The following is a 15,079-nucleotide window of genomic DNA, read 5'->3' on the forward strand; positions in this document are numbered from 1 at the left end:
ATCGTGGTCGTCCTGCTCGCCTGTGAAGAGGCCACGAGTGGCCCCGCTCCGGTCCCCGTGCCACCTCTCCCCTCGTCCGCTCTCTCGGGGGACCGGGCGGCCCTGGGGGCCCTGTACGAAGCGACCGGCGGGCCCAACTGGACCCGGCGCGACAACTGGATGTCCGAAGCGCCGGTGGACGCGTGGCAGGGAGTCGTAGCCAATCCCGCCGGCGACGTACTCCGCTTGACGCTGGCGAACAACAACCTGAGAGGCCGGATCCCGCCGGAGCTGGGGAACCTCGTCGCCCTGGAGAAACTGGAGTTGTCCCGGAACAGGCTTGCGGGCCTGATCCCTCCCGAGCTGGGGCACCTCGCCAGCCTCGAGGAGCTGCAGCTGTCCGGGAACAACCTCACGGGATCCGTCCCGCCGGAATTCGGTCGGTTGGCGCGGCTTCAGCTGCTTTCCGTATCGCATAACCCGCGTCTGGCGGGCCCCCTCCCGGTCAGCCTGATGGTTCTGGACCGGCTGGAGAGGATCGAGACGGCCGGCACGGCTCTGTGTGCCTCCGCCGATCCCGACTTCCAGGCGTGGACGCTGGGTGTCACAGGACAGTTGCCTCGCTGCCTCGACGATACGGGCCCCACGACCGTGTATCTTATGCAGGCGGTACAATCAAGATCGATTCCCGTGCCGCTGGTCGCGGACAGGTCGGCGTTGCTGAGGGTGTTCGTGACGGTCCCGGACTCGACCACCGCGACGATCCCGCCCGTGCGGGCCACCTTCCACGTGGACGGCGCGACGACGTACACCGCGGAGATTCCGGCCGGGGGAGGGGTCATTCCGACGACGGTGAGCGAGGACCGTTGGGTGGCGTCGGCGAACGCGCCCATTCCCGGCGAGGTCATGCGCCCGGGGCTGGAACTGGTAGTCGAGATCGACCCCGAGGGGACGCTGGACGCCTCACTCGGTATCTCGCGGCGGATCCCGGAGCAGGGCCGCCTGACCGTGGATGTGCTGGAAATGCCCGTGCTCGAGCTCACGCTGATCCCCTTCCTGTGGGGAGAGGCGCCGGACGAGGAGATCGTGGAGATGATCGATGCCATGGCGGCCGACCCCGAGCGCCATCCCCTGCTGCACGACACGCGCACGCTTCTGCCTGTCTCGGGGCTGAAGGTGACGGCGCACGAACCCGTGCTGAGTAGCAGCAACCTTGATCTCGACCTGATCCGCCAGACCCGCCTGATCAGAATCTTCGAGCACGGGGATGGCCACTACATGGGCATGATGTCGGGTCCGATGGCGGGGGCCGCCGGCCGCGGCGAGATTGCGGGGCGCACGAGTGTCTCGCGCCCCTACTCTGCAACCATCGCGCACGAACTCGGGCACAACATGAACCTCTTGCACGCCCCGTGCGGGAATCCCGACGGGGTCGATCCATCGTATCCTCACGCCAACGGGACCATCGGCGACTGGGGGTACGACTACTGGCAGTCGCTGGTAGCACCGGGGGCGCACCGGGACCTCATGTCCTACTGCAACCCCAAATGGATCAGCGGTTATCACTTCAACAGAGCCCTCCAGTTTCGCCTGGCGGACGAAGACGCCGCGCCCGCTGCCACGCGGGGGGGAGACGTCGCGGCGGGAGGCCACTCCGCCCGATCGCTGCTGCTGTGGGGCGGTGTAGACGCTGCGGGCATGCCTTTCCTCGAACCCGCCTTCGTTGTCGACGCCCCGACCACACTTCCCGAGACCGGAGCCGGCGCGTTCGAGCTTGAGGGACGGACCCGCTGGGGCGAGGTGCTGTTCTCGCTTGGTTTCGACATGCCGGAAGTGGCAGACGGAGGAGGCAATTCCGCCTTCGTGTTCGTCCTCCCGACGGATCCGCAGTGGCCGGGCGAGCTGGCTTCCATCGTGCTCTCCGGGCCGGGCGGGACCGCATTGCTCGACGGCGACACGGATCGACCCATGCTCATCCTGCGGAATGCGCGGACGGGACAGGTGCGTGCCTTCCTGAGTGATCCGCCCCCCGCCTCGTTGGCCCGCAGCGTCGTGGATGTCGGGGCCCTCCCGCCGGAGCCGGGCCTCGATGCGCTGTTCAGCCGCGGGCTCCCGGCCCCCCGCGAGTGGCGACGTTGAGACGCACGAGCGTAGCTTCCCCGCCAGACCACGGACTGCGGCCATGAGTCATCGAAAGTTCGCCGACCGGGACGGAACCCGGTGGGAAGTACGCGTCTCCTCGAAGCATGAGTGGCGCTTCGATCCGGTCCCGGGAAATCCGCGCGCCCCGCGCCGGGCCCGGCCGCCGCTCTACGCGGGCGACGACCCGTTCGAACTCAGCGAGCGGGAACTCCAGTCCATACTCGGCAACGCGACGCCGAACCCGAAGGTCGATCGCGAGACTCCGGACGCCTCCCCCTTCGGGGACGTCTACGAGCCGCGCAGGAAGAAATCGCCCTTCCTCGATGACCTTGCCGAGGATGACTGACCGCTGACCGACCGCCGCCCTCATGCGGCGTCCATGCCGGCGTACGCGAAACCGGCATCCGGATTCCGCCGTACGGGCCGGCATCTCGTCCCCGCCGGGTACGACCCGGCCGCAGTCTCACCCGACATCTCTCAGGAGGCAGGCGATGTCTGAAACGCCGCTCGGCCGCTTCTGCTGGTACGAGCTTCTCACCACGGACCTCGAAGGCGCCCAGGACTTCTACCGGCAGGTCGTCGGCTGGGAGACCGGAACATGGCAGGGCGAAGGCCCGCCGTACATCACCTGGAACAACAACGGCACCCCGCTCGGCGGCGTGATGCAGCTGCCGGACGACGCTCTCGCCGACGGAGCCCCGGCCCACTGGCTGCCCTACCTGTCGACGCCCGACGTGGACGCGACGACGGCGCGGGCAGAACGGCTGGGGGGTGGCGTGATCCACCGCATGGAGATCCCCGAAGTCGGCCGTATCTCGGTCCTCAGGGACCCCGACGGAGCGGTTTTCACGGCGTACCAGCCTTCCGAAGACACGCCCGGGCACGACGGGCCGCCCGCCCTCGGAGAGTTCTCCTGGCACGAGTTGATCGCAGGGGACCTCGAGGCGGCGTGGTCGTTCTACTCCGACCTGTTCGGCTGGGAGAAGACGACCCAGATGGACATGGGCGAGGCCGGCATCTATCAGATGTACGGGCGCGACGGCAAGGAACTGGGCGGCATGATGACGCGGAGCGACGACATGCCGCCGCCGTGCTGGGGGCTCTACATCCTCGTGTCCGACGTGCACGCCTCTGCCGAGGTCGTGAAGGAGCTGGGCGGATCGGTCGTCGTGGGGCCGATGGAGGTCCCCGGCGGCGAGTTCATCCTGCAGGGCATCGACCCGCAGGGAGCCGCCTTCGCCCTGCACAGCAGGTAAGGACCCAGGCAGGCCTGAACGGGGCCGGCCGCGTCAGTTCCGCGACGCCGATCCCTCCCGGTCGGACAGCCCCGGCGGGGTCCCGAGAATCTCGGAGAGGATCACGGCGCGAGCGAGCGCGGGGTAGCGCTCGAGACGTCCCAGGGGACCGTCTCCCGGCGCGGAGGCACGCCGACTCGCCACACCCGGCGGACGCGATTCACCGAGCGGACGCGCCGCCGCGGGGCGAAGCGGCTCGCGCGGCGGGCTCGAGTGGACGGAGTGCGCCGGGGCCGAGGCAGGCGTGACCTGGCGTTGAGGTGAAGGTGCAGGGCGGATGAACGGAGGAGGCTCCGGGGCCTCCTCCGGATCCACATGCCCGACCATACTGCCCGGCCGGCCTTCGTCCGCGGCCTGCTGCATCTGCTGCTCGAGCTGGCGGCCCATGTCGCGCAGCTGTTCGCGCAGGCTCGGGCGCTTCGCCGGTGCGGTCGTCGCGACCCCCGCATCCGGCGGCAGGTTCGGCAACCCGGGCAGTTCCAGGGGCCCGTCCTCGCCCCTCGTCGGGTCCGATTCCGGCCCCTCCCCCAGCGCCTGTTCCTGCCGCTGCCGGTTCTTCTTCATCGCGGCGCCGATGCTGCGCACCCAGAGGAAGATCATCAGCAGAATCAGGGGAAGTGCCCCCTCGAGATCGGGCATCAGCCGTCCTTGTCGCTCTCCGGCGGCTTCGCTATGGATCTGCGCATCTGCGTGTCGCTCTGAATGTTGCGGTACTTCATGTAATCCATGATCCCGAGGTTGCCCTCACGGAACGCCTCGGCCATCGCGAGGGGAACCTCCGCCTCCGCCTTCACGACTTCGGCCTGCATCTGCTCGACGAGCGCCCGGTTCTCCTGCTCCGAGGCGACCGCCATGGCCCGGCGCTCCTCCGCCTTCGCCTGCGCGATCCGCTTGTCCGCCTCCGCCTGGTCCGTCTGAAGCTCGGCGCCGATGTTCTTCCCCACGTCGACGTCGGCGATATCGATGGAGAGGATCTCGAACGCGGTCCCGGAGTCGAGCCCCTTCGCGAGCACCGTCTTCGAGATGTTGTCCGGGTTCTCGAGCACCGCCTTGTGGGATGAGGCCGACCCGATCGTCGACACGATCCCCTCGCCGACGCGCGCCAGGATCGTCTCCTCCCCCGCCCCGCCGACGAGGCGGTTGATGTTCGCCCGCACCGTCACCCGTGCCGTCGCGATGAGCTGGATCCCATCCTTCGCCATCGCGGCGACCTTCGGCGTCTGAATGACACGCGGATTGACCGAGACCTGCACCGCGTCGAGCACATCCCGTCCCGCTAGGTCGATCGCCGCGGCCTGCCGGAACGGCAGTTCAATCTGCGCCTTGTCCGCCGAGATGAGCGCATTCACGACGCGCTCCACGTCGCCCCCGGCGAGGAAGTGCGACTCCAGTTCGTTCGTGTGGAGCGGGAGCCCCGCCTTGTAGGAGCTGATGAGCGGGTAGACGATCCGCGGCGGAGGGATCTTCCGCAGGCGCATCCCCACCAGGCTTCCGAGGCCCACGCGGACCCCCGACGCGATCGCCGTGACCCAGAGCCGGATCGGCACGATCCAGGACAGAATGAGTACGCCGAGCGCGATGGCGATGAGGATGATGATGCTGGTTCCCGCCAGTGGTTCCATATCAGGCCTCGTTCCTGTGTTCGGATTCGGGAGATTGCTTGGCGCGGCGCACGAGAACCCGCCCGCTCGCGACTTCGAGTACGCGTATGGGGGTCCCGGCCTCCAGCCAGGGACCTTCGGTCACGACGTGGATGCGCTCATCGTTGATGATCGCGACCCCCGTGGGCCGCAGATCGGTCGACGTCACGCCGAGTTGGCCGACCAGATCCTCGCGTGGGGGCACGGAGAGATAGCCCGTCTCGCGGCTCGTCGAGGCGCGGAGGAATAGGCCGGAGAATCGGTTGCTGCGAGGCAGGTGCCGCACGAGTGCCCATCCGGCGACGCCCACCAGGATGATCGACAGGGAGACGAGCCCCGCCGCGTTGAACACCTGGTCGAAGGTCGGAACCTGGCCGACCATGCCCATGACGGCCGCCCCGAGTACCGCCCCCGTTCCCAGGATCCCTGCGATCCCGAAGCCGGGAATGACGAGGACTTCGAGCGCGATCAACACGACGCCGGCGCCGAAGAGGAGGATCTCCTCGATCCCCGCGAGGTGCACGAGGTGGTGCGCCCCGAAGAAGGCGGCCAGCGACGCGAGTCCCACCGCCCCCGCCACCCCGAAGCTCGGCGTCCGCACCTCCACGATGAGTCCGAGGAAGCCGAGACTCAGCAGCAACGGCGCGACCGCCGGGTTCGTCAGAAAGCGGACGATCGCCTCCGCCCAGTTCGGCTGGATTTCCCGCACCGGGGCCGCCGGAAGCCGCGTGACCTCGAGGAGTTCGATGAGGTCACGAACCTCGCCATCCGCGACTCCGAGCGCCGTGGCTTCATCCGTGGTGAGGGTGAGCAGCCGGCCGGCTTCGCTCACGCCCGGGACCTCGATGCTCTCGTCGACCATCGCCTCCGCGACGAGCGGATCCAGCCCGCGTTCCTCGGCCAGCGCCCGGAACTCCGAGCGCATCGCGCTCACCATCTTCTCCGGCGCCTTCTCGCCCTCGCCGGTGACCGGCGTGGCGGCTCCGAGCGTGGAACCCGGCCGCATGTAGATCCGGTCGGTCGCGAGCGCGATCATCGCGCCCGCCGAGAGCGCGCGGCGGTTCACGTAGGCGTAGGTCGGGACCTCCGCGTCGCGCAGGTCGTCGATGATCTTCGACGCCGCGTCGACCCGGCCCCCGGGGGTATCGAGTTCGATGATCACGGCGGGCGCCCCGGACTCCGCCGCTTCCGAGAGCGCGCGAGCCACGAACGGGGCCACGCCGAGTTCGATCGTACCGGAGATCGGCACCCGAACGACCGTGGCCGCGGACTGCGCGACGGGCGCGGACTGCGCGAGGACGGTACCGAGTCCCGGCGGCACGGGCCCGCCCGAGGCGGACACCGCCACCACCGCCAGCCCGAGGGCGAGCACCGGCGCCGGCAGCCCCGTGAGGCCCGGTTTCATTCCCTGTCTCGTCATGGGTCGCATGGGCTGCAATCTAACGGTGCGGTCGATCGGCTGCCCGTCAGCCGCCCGGCCGGTCCGGCAGGGCGACCGGTTCGCCCGCGGACGGCCGCACGCCTTCCGAGTACAGTTGGGCGTTCAGCGCCGGCACGCGCGTCTCGATGAGCGCGTTGAGCCGGTCCAGCAACTCCGGCATCACGTTCCAGACCTCGTCGACCTGCCACAGGTGGTCCGCGGTCGGGACCGTGGACGAACCCTGGATCGCGTTCGCCACGCCGGCGTTCCTGCGCGCATCCCCCAGCTCGTCGCGAATCTCCTCCACCTCCTCCTCGATCGCCTCAAGCTCCTCTTCCAGTCCCTCGGGCGCCTCGTCCGCGCCCTCGATCAGCTCCGCCGCCGCGGACAGCTGCTCCTCGATCGCGTCGAGGGCCTGCCCCGCCTCGTAGATCGGGCCCGCCATGGCGTGGAGGCTCATCAGCGCCTCCTGCCGCGCCATCCGATCCACCCGGCTCATCGGCCGCCTGGGCTCCGCGACGACCTCGACGGTAGCCGAATGCGTCTCGTCCCCCGCCTCCATGCTCACCGTGTACTCGCCGGGCAGGACGATCGGGCCCTGCGGTGCGCCGCCGAAGAAGCCGCCGCCTCCGCCGGGGCCGCCGCCCGGGCCACCCTCGCGCTCGTACGGCGCGTCGTGACGCCAGTCCCAGATCACCTCGTTGATACCGACTTCCGCGGGCGCCTCCAGCGTACGCACATGTACCCCCGAGGCGTCGGAAATCTTCAGCGAGAAGGGCGGATCGTCCGGCTCGGCGGCGTCCTCGCCTCCATCTTCGTCGCCGGCGTCGCCCCCTTCTCCGTCGTCTCCATCCCCGTTGTCACCGTCGCCGTCTTCGCCCTCGTCGTCTTCCTCGGCCACGGCCTCGCCCGGGGCATCGCGCAGGTAGTAGCGGATCCGGGCGCCGCGCGGCGGGTTCGGCGCGCTGTACGTCGCGCCGTAGAAGGGCCAGTCCCCCTTCTCCGTCCACATGATCGAACGGTCGCCGAACACGCGTCCCGCCTCCGCCAGCATCCCCTCGGAGAGGGCTTCGAGCGGCGCCACGTCGGCCAGGATCCAGGCGCTGCGCCCGTGCGTGCCGACGATGAGGTCGTTCTCGCGCGGGTGCACGAGGAGGTCGTCCACCGGGACCGTGGGCAGGTTGTTCTTGAGCTGAACCCAGCTTTCGCCGCGGTCCACGGAGACGAACACACCGACCTCGTTCCCGATGAAGAGGAGGTTCGGCGCCCGGTGGTGCTCGACGATCACGTTCACCGACCACAGGTCCGGCAGCCCGTTCGCGATCGCCCGCCAGCTCTGCCCGTAGTCTTCGCTCACGTAGGCGTAGGGCGCGTAGTCGCCGTTCCGGTGCCCGTCGAAGGTGGCGTAGACGCGCCCCTCCACGTGGTGCGACGGCTCCACCCGGCTCACATAGGTCCGCTCCGGGAGGCCCGGGATGCGGTCGACGACGTTCTCCCACGTCTCCCCGTCGTCTCTCGACACCTGCAGGTTTCCGTCGTCCGTCCCCGCGTAGATCAACCCCGGCGCGAGCGGCGACTCCTCCACCGAGGTCAGGTTCCCGTAATTGGCGATCCCGTCGTTGAGCGACATCTGCGGCTCGGAGCCGGAGACACCCATGATCTCCAGCTCCTCGCGGTCGATCTGCTTCGTGAGATCGAGCCCCCCGACCTCCTCCCACGACATCCCGTAGTCCCGCGAGCGCAGCAGGTAGTTCGCGCCCAGGTAGACGGTGGCCGGATCGTGCGGCGAGAGCAGGAGCGGCGAGTTCCAGTTGTAGCGGTAGGCCTTCGTCGTGTCCCCATCCGCCCGCGGCCCGACGATGGGGCGCATCGGGATCTTCTCGCCCGTCGTCAGGTCGTAGCGGTTCATGTTCCCGCCCTGCGACTCGGAGTAGACGATCGTCGAGTCCGTCGGGTCCACGATCGTGAAGAACCCGTCCCCGTAGGCCGTCTCGTACCAGTCCTGGTGGCGGATGCCGTGGAAGGAGCGCGTGTTCGAGGGCCCGCACCACGCGTCGTTGTCCTGCAGCCCGCCGCACACCGCGTAGGGCGTCCGCATGTCGTACCCGATCGTGTAGAACTGGCCGAGCGCGATGTTGTCGAACATGCGCCAGTGCGCGGCCCCATCCCACGAGGCGGCGACCCCGCCGTCGCTGCCCAGGATCAGGTGGTCCGGGTCCTCCGGGTTGATCCACAGCTGGTGGTGGTCGACGTGGATCTGCACGGCACCGTCGTTGCGGAACGTCCGTCCTCCGTCATCCGAAATGGAGAGCTGCGTGCCGAGCACGTAGATGCGGTCGGGGTTGCTCGGGTCGATGCGAACCTGGGAGTAGTACATCGGCCGCGGGTTGGTGTCCGACACCTTCTCCCACGTCTCGCCGCGGTCCGTGGAGCGGAAGAGCCCGCCCTGGCGGGGACCGCCGCCTCCGCCGCCGAAGCCCTGCCCCGGCCGCCGCGGATCCGCCTCGACGAGCGCGTAGACGAGGTTGCCGTCCTGGCGGTAGATGTCGATTCCGATGCGGCCCTTGTCGCCGTCGGGCAGGCCCTCGGTGAGTTCCGTCCAGTTGTCGCCGCCGTCCACCGTGCGGTAGAGGCCGCTCCCCGGCCCGCCGCCGTTGAATCCCCAGCCGGTCCGCTGCCGCTGGTACATCGCCGCGAAGATCGTGTTGGGGTCGGCGGGGTCCATCGCGAGGTCGATCGCGCCCGTGTGGTCGTCGACGTACAGCACCTTCTCCCACGTATCGCCGCCGTCGCGGGTCCGGAAGACGCCGCGCTCGGGGTTCGCACCCCAGAGATCCCCCATCGCGGCCACGTGGACGACGTCGGGGTTGCGCGGATGGATGAGGATGCGGGCGATGTGCTTCGTCGCCTCAAGGCCCATGTGCATCCAGGTGTTCCCGCCGTCCGTCGACTTGTAGACGCCGTTCCCCCACGGGGAGGACTGACGGTTCTGCGGCTCGCCCGTCCCCACCCACACGAGGTTCGGGTTCGCCTGGTGGAGCGTCACGTCCCCGATCGAACTCGTCGGCTGGTCGTCGAACAGCGGGGTCCACGACGTGCCGTGGTTCTCCGTCTTCCACAGCCCTCCGCTCGCGGTGCCGATGTAGAAGATCTGCGGTTTCGCTTCGACGACATCGAGGTCGGCGATCCGTCCCCCCATGAGGGCCGGGCCGATCTCCCGGTACTCCAGATGGGAGATGGCCGTCTCGAGGGCGGACTGGGCGGCTGCGGCCGTCGCGCCGGTCGTGGCGCCGAAGAGGAGACCGGCCGCGGAGAGCGCAAGAACTCGGGCTGCTTTCATGATACTGCCTCGGAAACGGGGAGATGACGGGGCTTCCGCCCGCAAACTGCACCGCAGAAATGCCCGCGCAATACGCCGCGGTTCCGCGCGGGTGGCGCGATCCGGGACCGGATCAGAACGGCGCCCGTCCGCCCGCAAGCGGAAGGACTTCCTCCACCAGGGCCAGGAGCAGTCGGCCCGGCTCCTCGAACATGAGCATGTGCGAGCTGCGCTCGAAGGTCACGAAGCGCTTATGGGGCGCCTCCATGCGGTCGAAGTAGTCTCTGGCGCTTTGGTAGGGCGTGTGCAGATCGAACCGTCCGTGGAGGATGACGACCGGCACCTCGAAGCGCTGCACGAGCCGCGCCGGCCGGGGCGCCGGGGCCCGGTCGATGAGGTGGCGTTCGGCCCACGCCATGGCCGGCTGCATGTTCGCCACGTCGGCCGCCGTGTACTCCGGCCCCCATTCGGGAAGCGCGAAGTACAGGTCGAAGGTCGGCTTCCCGTACCAGCCGCCGTCGTACTCCCGGGCCCACCTGCGGGTGGCGAGCAGCTTGTCGACCGCGCCGGGGCCCGCGGCGGGAGGATAAGGCCGGAGCGCTTCCAGTTCGCGGATCGCGGTCGTGTCGTTCGCCGCGCGGACGCGCTCCATGAGCGTCGCGTACAGCTGGCGTTCGGCGTCGGGGCCGGCCGCCTGCCCGAGCCCGACGTAGGCGTGGAAGCGCTCGGGATGCCGTTCGACGAGCCGGGGCCCGATCCGCGTCCCGTAGGAGTAGCCGAGGACGACGAGCTTCTCGTGGCCGAGTCTCGCGAGCAGGTGCTCGACGACCGCCGCCGCGTCGTCCACGAGTTGATCGAGGGTCATCGTCGGCCCCAGCCTGGCGGAATCCGCCGCGGAGAAGCTCTTTCCCACGCCCCGCCGGTCCCAGTTCACGACCGTGAAGAAATCCTCCCACGGCTTCTGGTACGCCCAGCTCGCCCCCATCACCGGGCTGCCGGGCCCCCCGTGGAGCACGAGAAGGATCGGGTTGGCGCGGTTCAGCCCGCGGATCGACAGCCACTGGGTCGACCCGTTGACCTCGATGGGCTCGAGAACCTCGATCCCTTCGGGCGTGTGGATGCGGCGAAGGTCGGCCAGGCGACCGGTGATCGAGTCCCTGGGGATGGCGTCGGCGGCCGCGCTTCGGGCGGCGGCGCTCTGCGCGTGGGCGCCCCCCGGCACGCCGAGGAAGGCGATGGCTAGGATGACGCTGGTCTTCGAGTGGCGCATGCTGATATCCCTTCGCCTCGTTCTCCCAGTGGATTTTCGCTGGGGGCGGTCGGCCCGTAGAGTGGTCGGACGGTACGTCGGCACGGGAGGTCCTTTCCATGATGAACGCTGCCCCACGCTTTGATCCACCCCTCGCCGTCCTGGGGAGTTGCCTCGTTCTGGCCTGCGGCACTGCGCCGGATTCGGCTGCGGATCCGGCGGCCGGGTCTCAGCTTTCTCTGGCTCCGGAAGCGACCGCGGCGCTCGTCGAGGCGTTTCAGGCGGAACTCGACGCGGCGTGGGCGCAGGCCCAGGAGACGGACGAGAACTTCCCGGGCGCGACGGCAGCCTTCATCCTCCCGGATGGGCGCGTGTTCGGCTTCGCGACCGGCCTGTCGGACGTCGATGACGAGATCCCGATGACGCCGGACATGCGCATGGGCTCCGGCAGCATCGGGAAGACCTACGTCGCGGCGGTCGCCCTGCAGCTGGCCATGAACGGAGAGCTGGATCTCGACGCGCCGGTCGCGACCTGGCTCGGCGACGAGGAGTGGTTCTCCCGCGTCCCCAATCACGCGGACCTCACGATGCGCAACCTCCTGAACCACACGGCCGGCATGATCCAGCCGTACTTCGAGGATCCCGATTTCGCCGTGCGGCTGGGCGAGGTGTTCCGCGACCCCGACGCCTACATGACCCCGGAGGAGTTCATCGCCGAGACGGTGCTGGACGCCGAGCCGCTCTTCCCCGCCGGCGGGGGCTACCACTACAGCGACGTGCACTACACGCTGGCGGGCCTCGCCGTCGAGGCGGCGACGGGCCGCGCCTACTACGACCTCCTCGATGAGTTCTTCCTCGACCCGCTTGGCCTCGATCTCACGCTTGCGGCCGACCGGCGCGACCTTCCCGGACTCGCGCAGGGCTACGCGCACGCGAGTTCACGGCTCTACGGCACGCCGCTCGAGGTGGTGGTGGACGGACAGTTCATCCTCCATCCGCTGCAGGAGTGGACAGGGGGCGGTCTCGTGAACAATCCCCAGGCGATGGTGCGCTGGGCGAAGCTCCTGTACGAGGGCGAGGCGATCTCGGGGGACGACCTTCCGCAGTTGCTCGAAGTCGGGTTCCCGGCCGACAGCACCAGGCCGCACCTGGGGTACGGGCTCGCGGTATCCGTCGCCGAGAGCGAGCACGGGCTGACGTACGGCCACGGGGGCTTCTGGCCCGGATACAACTCGCTCCTCGCGTACTACCCGGACCACGGCGTGGCGGTCTCGATCCAGGTCAACTCCGACGAATCGCGGATGCGCGACCACATGCCGGAGCTGGCCGGCATCGTGCTGCAAGCGCTGGCGGCTGCCGGGGGCTGACGGCCACCGCGGGTCAGTCGGCGCGCGGGCCGGAGATCCGGGCCCCCGCGGCGAGGATGAGGATCGAGGTCAGGAGGAGGGCGGTCGCCGCCGGTAAGCCGGCCCGTGTCGCGCTCTCCTCCAGGACGGCCGGCTCGAAGGCGGGCACGCCGTCCCAGTCGACGGCATCGATCGGCACTGCGTCGAAGAAGACCGGGTAGAAGTAGGTTTTCAGCCGCTCGTGGTGTCGGCGGACGGCGTCCTGGTAGGCGAGTTGGGCGGACAGATCGGTGGCGGCGAGGCGGTCGAGGGCGAGCTGGGCCGCGAGCGGGGGCACGAACAGAGACCACCGCCGGGCCCACTCTTCCCGCTCCCTCAGCACGTCCCGGTACGCGCGGGATGCGTCGCGCGCGGCCTGGTCGCCCCGGTGGTTCATCGCGTAGTACCAGGCCCACGTGAAAACGTCCTCCGGGACTGTCCGGTCGCTCCACTCCGGGTAATCCTCGAAGAAGTCCTGCATCGTCTCGTCCTTCGTCAGGTCCCAGGCCTCGTGATATCCCTGCCGCTGGCGCACAGTGAGCTCCAGCGCCTCCGGGACGGGGTGGAGGATCGCGTTCGCGAGGCTGAGCGCCGCGGGAGCCAGCAGGGTGAGCGCGACCCACGTCCCCACCAGGATCATGGCGTTCGCGGTGGAGGACCGGCGCCGGGACGCGACGCCGAGGCAGAGTGCGAACCAGAAGAGGGTGTGCAGCGCGATGAGCGCCATCGCCCAACCGGCCCGGCCGTCGAAACTGAAGCCCGCCAGCGACGCCGCGACCGCTACCGGCACCGCGACCACCGCGCCGACGAGGCAGGCGCGCGACGCGACCTTCAAGGCGAGGAGCCGCCGCGGGCGGGCGAAGAGCCGGACGAGGTTCCAGGTGCCCCCCTCCCGCTCGCTGGAGACGAGATCGTAGGTGAGGGCGATGATGAACAGGGGGAGGAGCGCGATGAGCAGGAAGGCGAGGTCGAGATCGCCGGCCGCCGCGAGGCGCGGGTTCACCGTCTCGTGCTCGTAGAGTTGTCCCTCGAGCGCCAGGAGCCGGATTCGCAGGCTGGCCGCCTCGACCTCCGTTCGGCCCCGCGCGAGCGCGGCCAGAGGCAGGGACGGCTGGGGAGCCGGAAAGGCCAGGTAGTAGAGCATCTCCCCCGCTTCCGTCGCGGGAGGATAGCTGGAAAGGAGGTAGGCCAGCTGGTCGCGGTAGGCGGTCTCCGCGGCGACTGCGGAGGACTCCGCCGCTTCGATGTTGCGACCGCCGCGCCACGCCGCGTAGAACCCGATCGCCAGTAGCAGGAAGACGGCGATGGCCACCCCGCGGGAGCGCGCCAGCCGGAGCAGTTCCAGCCTGAGGAGACGGAGCCAGGCCCTCACGATGCCGCCCGCTCCACCCCTATTCGCGCCAGCCGCCTTCGTGCGATGGAGAGGCCGAACAGGGGAAGGAGAATCCACAGGCCGAGCGCGGCCAGAGAGAGAGCGCGACCGGCGAGCGCCCCTCCGAGCGGGGGCAGCCGCGTCCCGAAGGTCGGGAATTCCGCCCAATGCTCGCGCGGCAGGCGCTGGCCGCGGTCGTTCTCGTAGTGGATCTCGCTGATGTGGAGATCGTTGAGGCGCTGTATGAGGTCATACCGATGGGCTTCCGCCTGCGCCCGGAAGGCCTCCACCGCCTCCGGCCCGGTCCCGGACACCGCCATCGAGAGGTCCCGCGCCGCCAGATAGGGGGAGAGAAGCCCCGCCCGGGACAGGACGCGGTCCTGGCGGCGCTGGCCCTCGACGAGGTCCTGCTGGTGCTCCTCGTGGATCCGGCTGCTGATCGCCTCCCCTTCGCGGCTCACCACGCCGCCCCAGTTCACGGGAAGTTCCTCGACCGACGCCACGTCGTAGCGCGCCAGGTACTCGTCCCGCAGCGAGCGGAAGAAGGGATCCTCGGGATTGTGGCTGTCGCCCACCTCGTTCAACGCGCGCTCCACCTGGGCGGTGAACTCGGCACGTGACGGCAGCGGGTGCAGCGCTCCGGCCACGGAGGCGCCGAGGCGCGGCACGGCGACGCAGAAGACGACCCAGATCGCGATCAGCTGCGCGAGGCTGCTCCGCGAGGAGGCCCGGAAGGAGGATGCCAGGACGGTCAACAGCACCCAGCCCGCGAGGTAGGCCGCGTAGATGCCCGCCAATCCGGCCATGCGCCCGGCCGACACCGGGCCGACCGCCCCGGACCCGGCGATGACGACGGCGGCGACGCCGATGGGAAGGGCCGCGAGGGCCGCCACCGCCCCCGTGCCCAGCACCTTGCCCGCGAGGATCTGGGCCGGCGTCGCCCCTTGGGCGAGGAGGAGTCGAAGCGTACCGCGCTCCCGCTCGGCGCTCACCGAGGCGAAGCCCGCGACGACCACGAACAACGGCAGGAGGAGGGAGAGGACGGCCGCCGGCGTGAGGCGGCCGAAGCGCAGCATCCCGGTCGCATGCCGGGCATCGCCGAAGTTGGCCGTGTTCTGCCGGTGCCCTTCGAGGAAGAGCGAGGTCCCCGCCCACGCGCCGACCCCCGGGTCGAAGAAGGCGAGCGGCGCCTCCTCCCGAAAGACGAGGAATCCGTAGTGGATGACCCGGTGCGGATGCCGGTCCGGCTGCTCCACCCACTGGCGCTCGACCATCGCC

General features: G+C 69.7%; 11 protein-coding genes. 4 read left to right on the top strand and 7 right to left on the bottom strand.

The genetic code is table 11. The features are described 5' to 3' along the window. Positions 1-3 precede the first annotated feature (3 nt). The 3 genes from RN729_RS09650 (at position 4) to RN729_RS09660 (ending at position 3,377) form a co-directional block, all read left to right on the top strand. Positions 4-2,118, top strand: coding sequence for a M66 family metalloprotease (locus tag RN729_RS09650; RefSeq protein WP_310784229.1), 2,115 nt, complete (start codon positions 4-6; stop codon positions 2,116-2,118). A gap of 43 nt (positions 2,119-2,161) precedes the next feature. Beyond that, positions 2,162-2,467 (top strand): hypothetical protein, encoded by a 306-nt coding sequence (locus RN729_RS09655; RefSeq protein WP_310784198.1) that lies wholly within the window; start codon positions 2,162-2,164, stop codon positions 2,465-2,467. Positions 2,468-2,612: 145 nt separating this feature from the next. Beyond that, positions 2,613-3,377 carry a VOC family protein gene (locus tag RN729_RS09660; protein WP_310784201.1) on the top strand — a complete coding sequence of 255 codons (765 nt, stop codon included), beginning with the start codon at positions 2,613-2,615 and terminating at the stop codon, positions 3,375-3,377. Positions 3,378-3,410: 33 nt separating this feature from the next. Here the strand turns inward: RN729_RS09660 and RN729_RS09665 are convergent, their stop codons facing one another. The 5 genes from RN729_RS09665 to RN729_RS09685 all read right to left on the bottom strand — a co-directional run bounded on the left by RN729_RS09665 (position 3,411) and on the right by RN729_RS09685 (position 11,065). Further along, the gene (locus RN729_RS09665) at positions 3,411-4,055 is read right to left on the bottom strand and encodes a hypothetical protein (protein WP_310784203.1); all 645 of its coding nucleotides are present in this window, start codon (positions 4,053-4,055) and stop codon (positions 3,411-3,413) included. Next, the gene (gene floA / locus RN729_RS09670; RefSeq protein ID WP_343218915.1) at positions 4,055-5,029 is read right to left on the bottom strand and encodes a flotillin-like protein FloA; all 975 of its coding nucleotides are present in this window, start codon (positions 5,027-5,029) and stop codon (positions 4,055-4,057) included. Before floA ends, RN729_RS09665 begins: the two co-directional genes overlap by 1 nt. A gap of 10 nt (positions 5,030-5,039) precedes the next feature. Continuing rightward, entirely contained in the window at positions 5,040-6,461 is a 1,422-nt protein-coding gene (locus RN729_RS09675; protein WP_310784206.1) for an NfeD family protein, read from the bottom strand. A 61-nt stretch (positions 6,462-6,522) separates the two neighbouring features. Further along, entirely contained in the window at positions 6,523-9,816 is a 3,294-nt protein-coding gene (locus RN729_RS09680) for a hypothetical protein (protein ID WP_310784209.1), read from the bottom strand. A gap of 112 nt (positions 9,817-9,928) precedes the next feature. Then, positions 9,929-11,065: an alpha/beta hydrolase gene (locus tag RN729_RS09685; RefSeq protein WP_310775805.1), complete on the bottom strand. Its 1,137-nt coding sequence runs from the start codon at positions 11,063-11,065 to the stop codon at positions 9,929-9,931. Between the two features lie 98 nt (positions 11,066-11,163). Here RN729_RS09685 and RN729_RS09690 point away from each other — a divergent pair, with 98 nt between their 5' ends. Further along, complete coding sequence (locus RN729_RS09690) at positions 11,164-12,411, top strand: serine hydrolase domain-containing protein (protein ID WP_310784212.1); 1,248 nt, start codon at positions 11,164-11,166, stop codon at positions 12,409-12,411. 13 nt (positions 12,412-12,424) lie between these two features. Here RN729_RS09690 and RN729_RS09695 read toward each other — a convergent pair whose 3' ends face one another. Then, complete coding sequence (locus tag RN729_RS09695; RefSeq protein WP_310784215.1) at positions 12,425-13,801, bottom strand: DUF3526 domain-containing protein; 1,377 nt, start codon at positions 13,799-13,801, stop codon at positions 12,425-12,427. Beyond that, a partial coding sequence (locus tag RN729_RS09700) for a DUF3526 domain-containing protein (protein WP_310784218.1) occupies positions 13,798-15,079 on the bottom strand: 1,282 nt, incomplete at its 5' end. The genes RN729_RS09695 and RN729_RS09700, both read right to left, overlap by 4 nt.

The organism is Candidatus Palauibacter polyketidifaciens, assembly GCF_947581785.1.
GTDB classification, from domain to species: Bacteria; Gemmatimonadota; Gemmatimonadetes; order Palauibacterales; family Palauibacteraceae; genus Palauibacter; species Palauibacter polyketidifaciens.

Excerpts from the sequence above, each read along its gene's own strand:
- RN729_RS09655 (WP_310784198.1), top strand. The coding sequence starts at position 2,162 with ATGAGTCATCGAAAGTTCGCCGACCGGGACGGAACCCGGTGGGAAGTA.
- RN729_RS09660 (WP_310784201.1), top strand. The coding sequence starts at position 2,613 with ATGTCTGAAACGCCGCTCGGCCGCTTCTGCTGGTACGAGCTTCTCACC.
- RN729_RS09665 (WP_310784203.1), bottom strand. The coding sequence starts at position 4,055 with ATGCCCGATCTCGAGGGGGCACTTCCCCTGATTCTGCTGATGATCTTC.
- RN729_RS09675 (WP_310784206.1), bottom strand. The coding sequence starts at position 6,461 with ATGAAACCGGGCCTCACGGGGCTGCCGGCGCCGGTGCTCGCCCTCGGG.
- RN729_RS09680 (WP_310784209.1), bottom strand. The coding sequence starts at position 9,816 with ATGAAAGCAGCCCGAGTTCTTGCGCTCTCCGCGGCCGGTCTCCTCTTC.
- RN729_RS09685 (WP_310775805.1), bottom strand. The coding sequence starts at position 11,065 with ATGCGCCACTCGAAGACCAGCGTCATCCTAGCCATCGCCTTCCTCGGC.
- RN729_RS09690 (WP_310784212.1), top strand. The coding sequence starts at position 11,164 with ATGATGAACGCTGCCCCACGCTTTGATCCACCCCTCGCCGTCCTGGGG.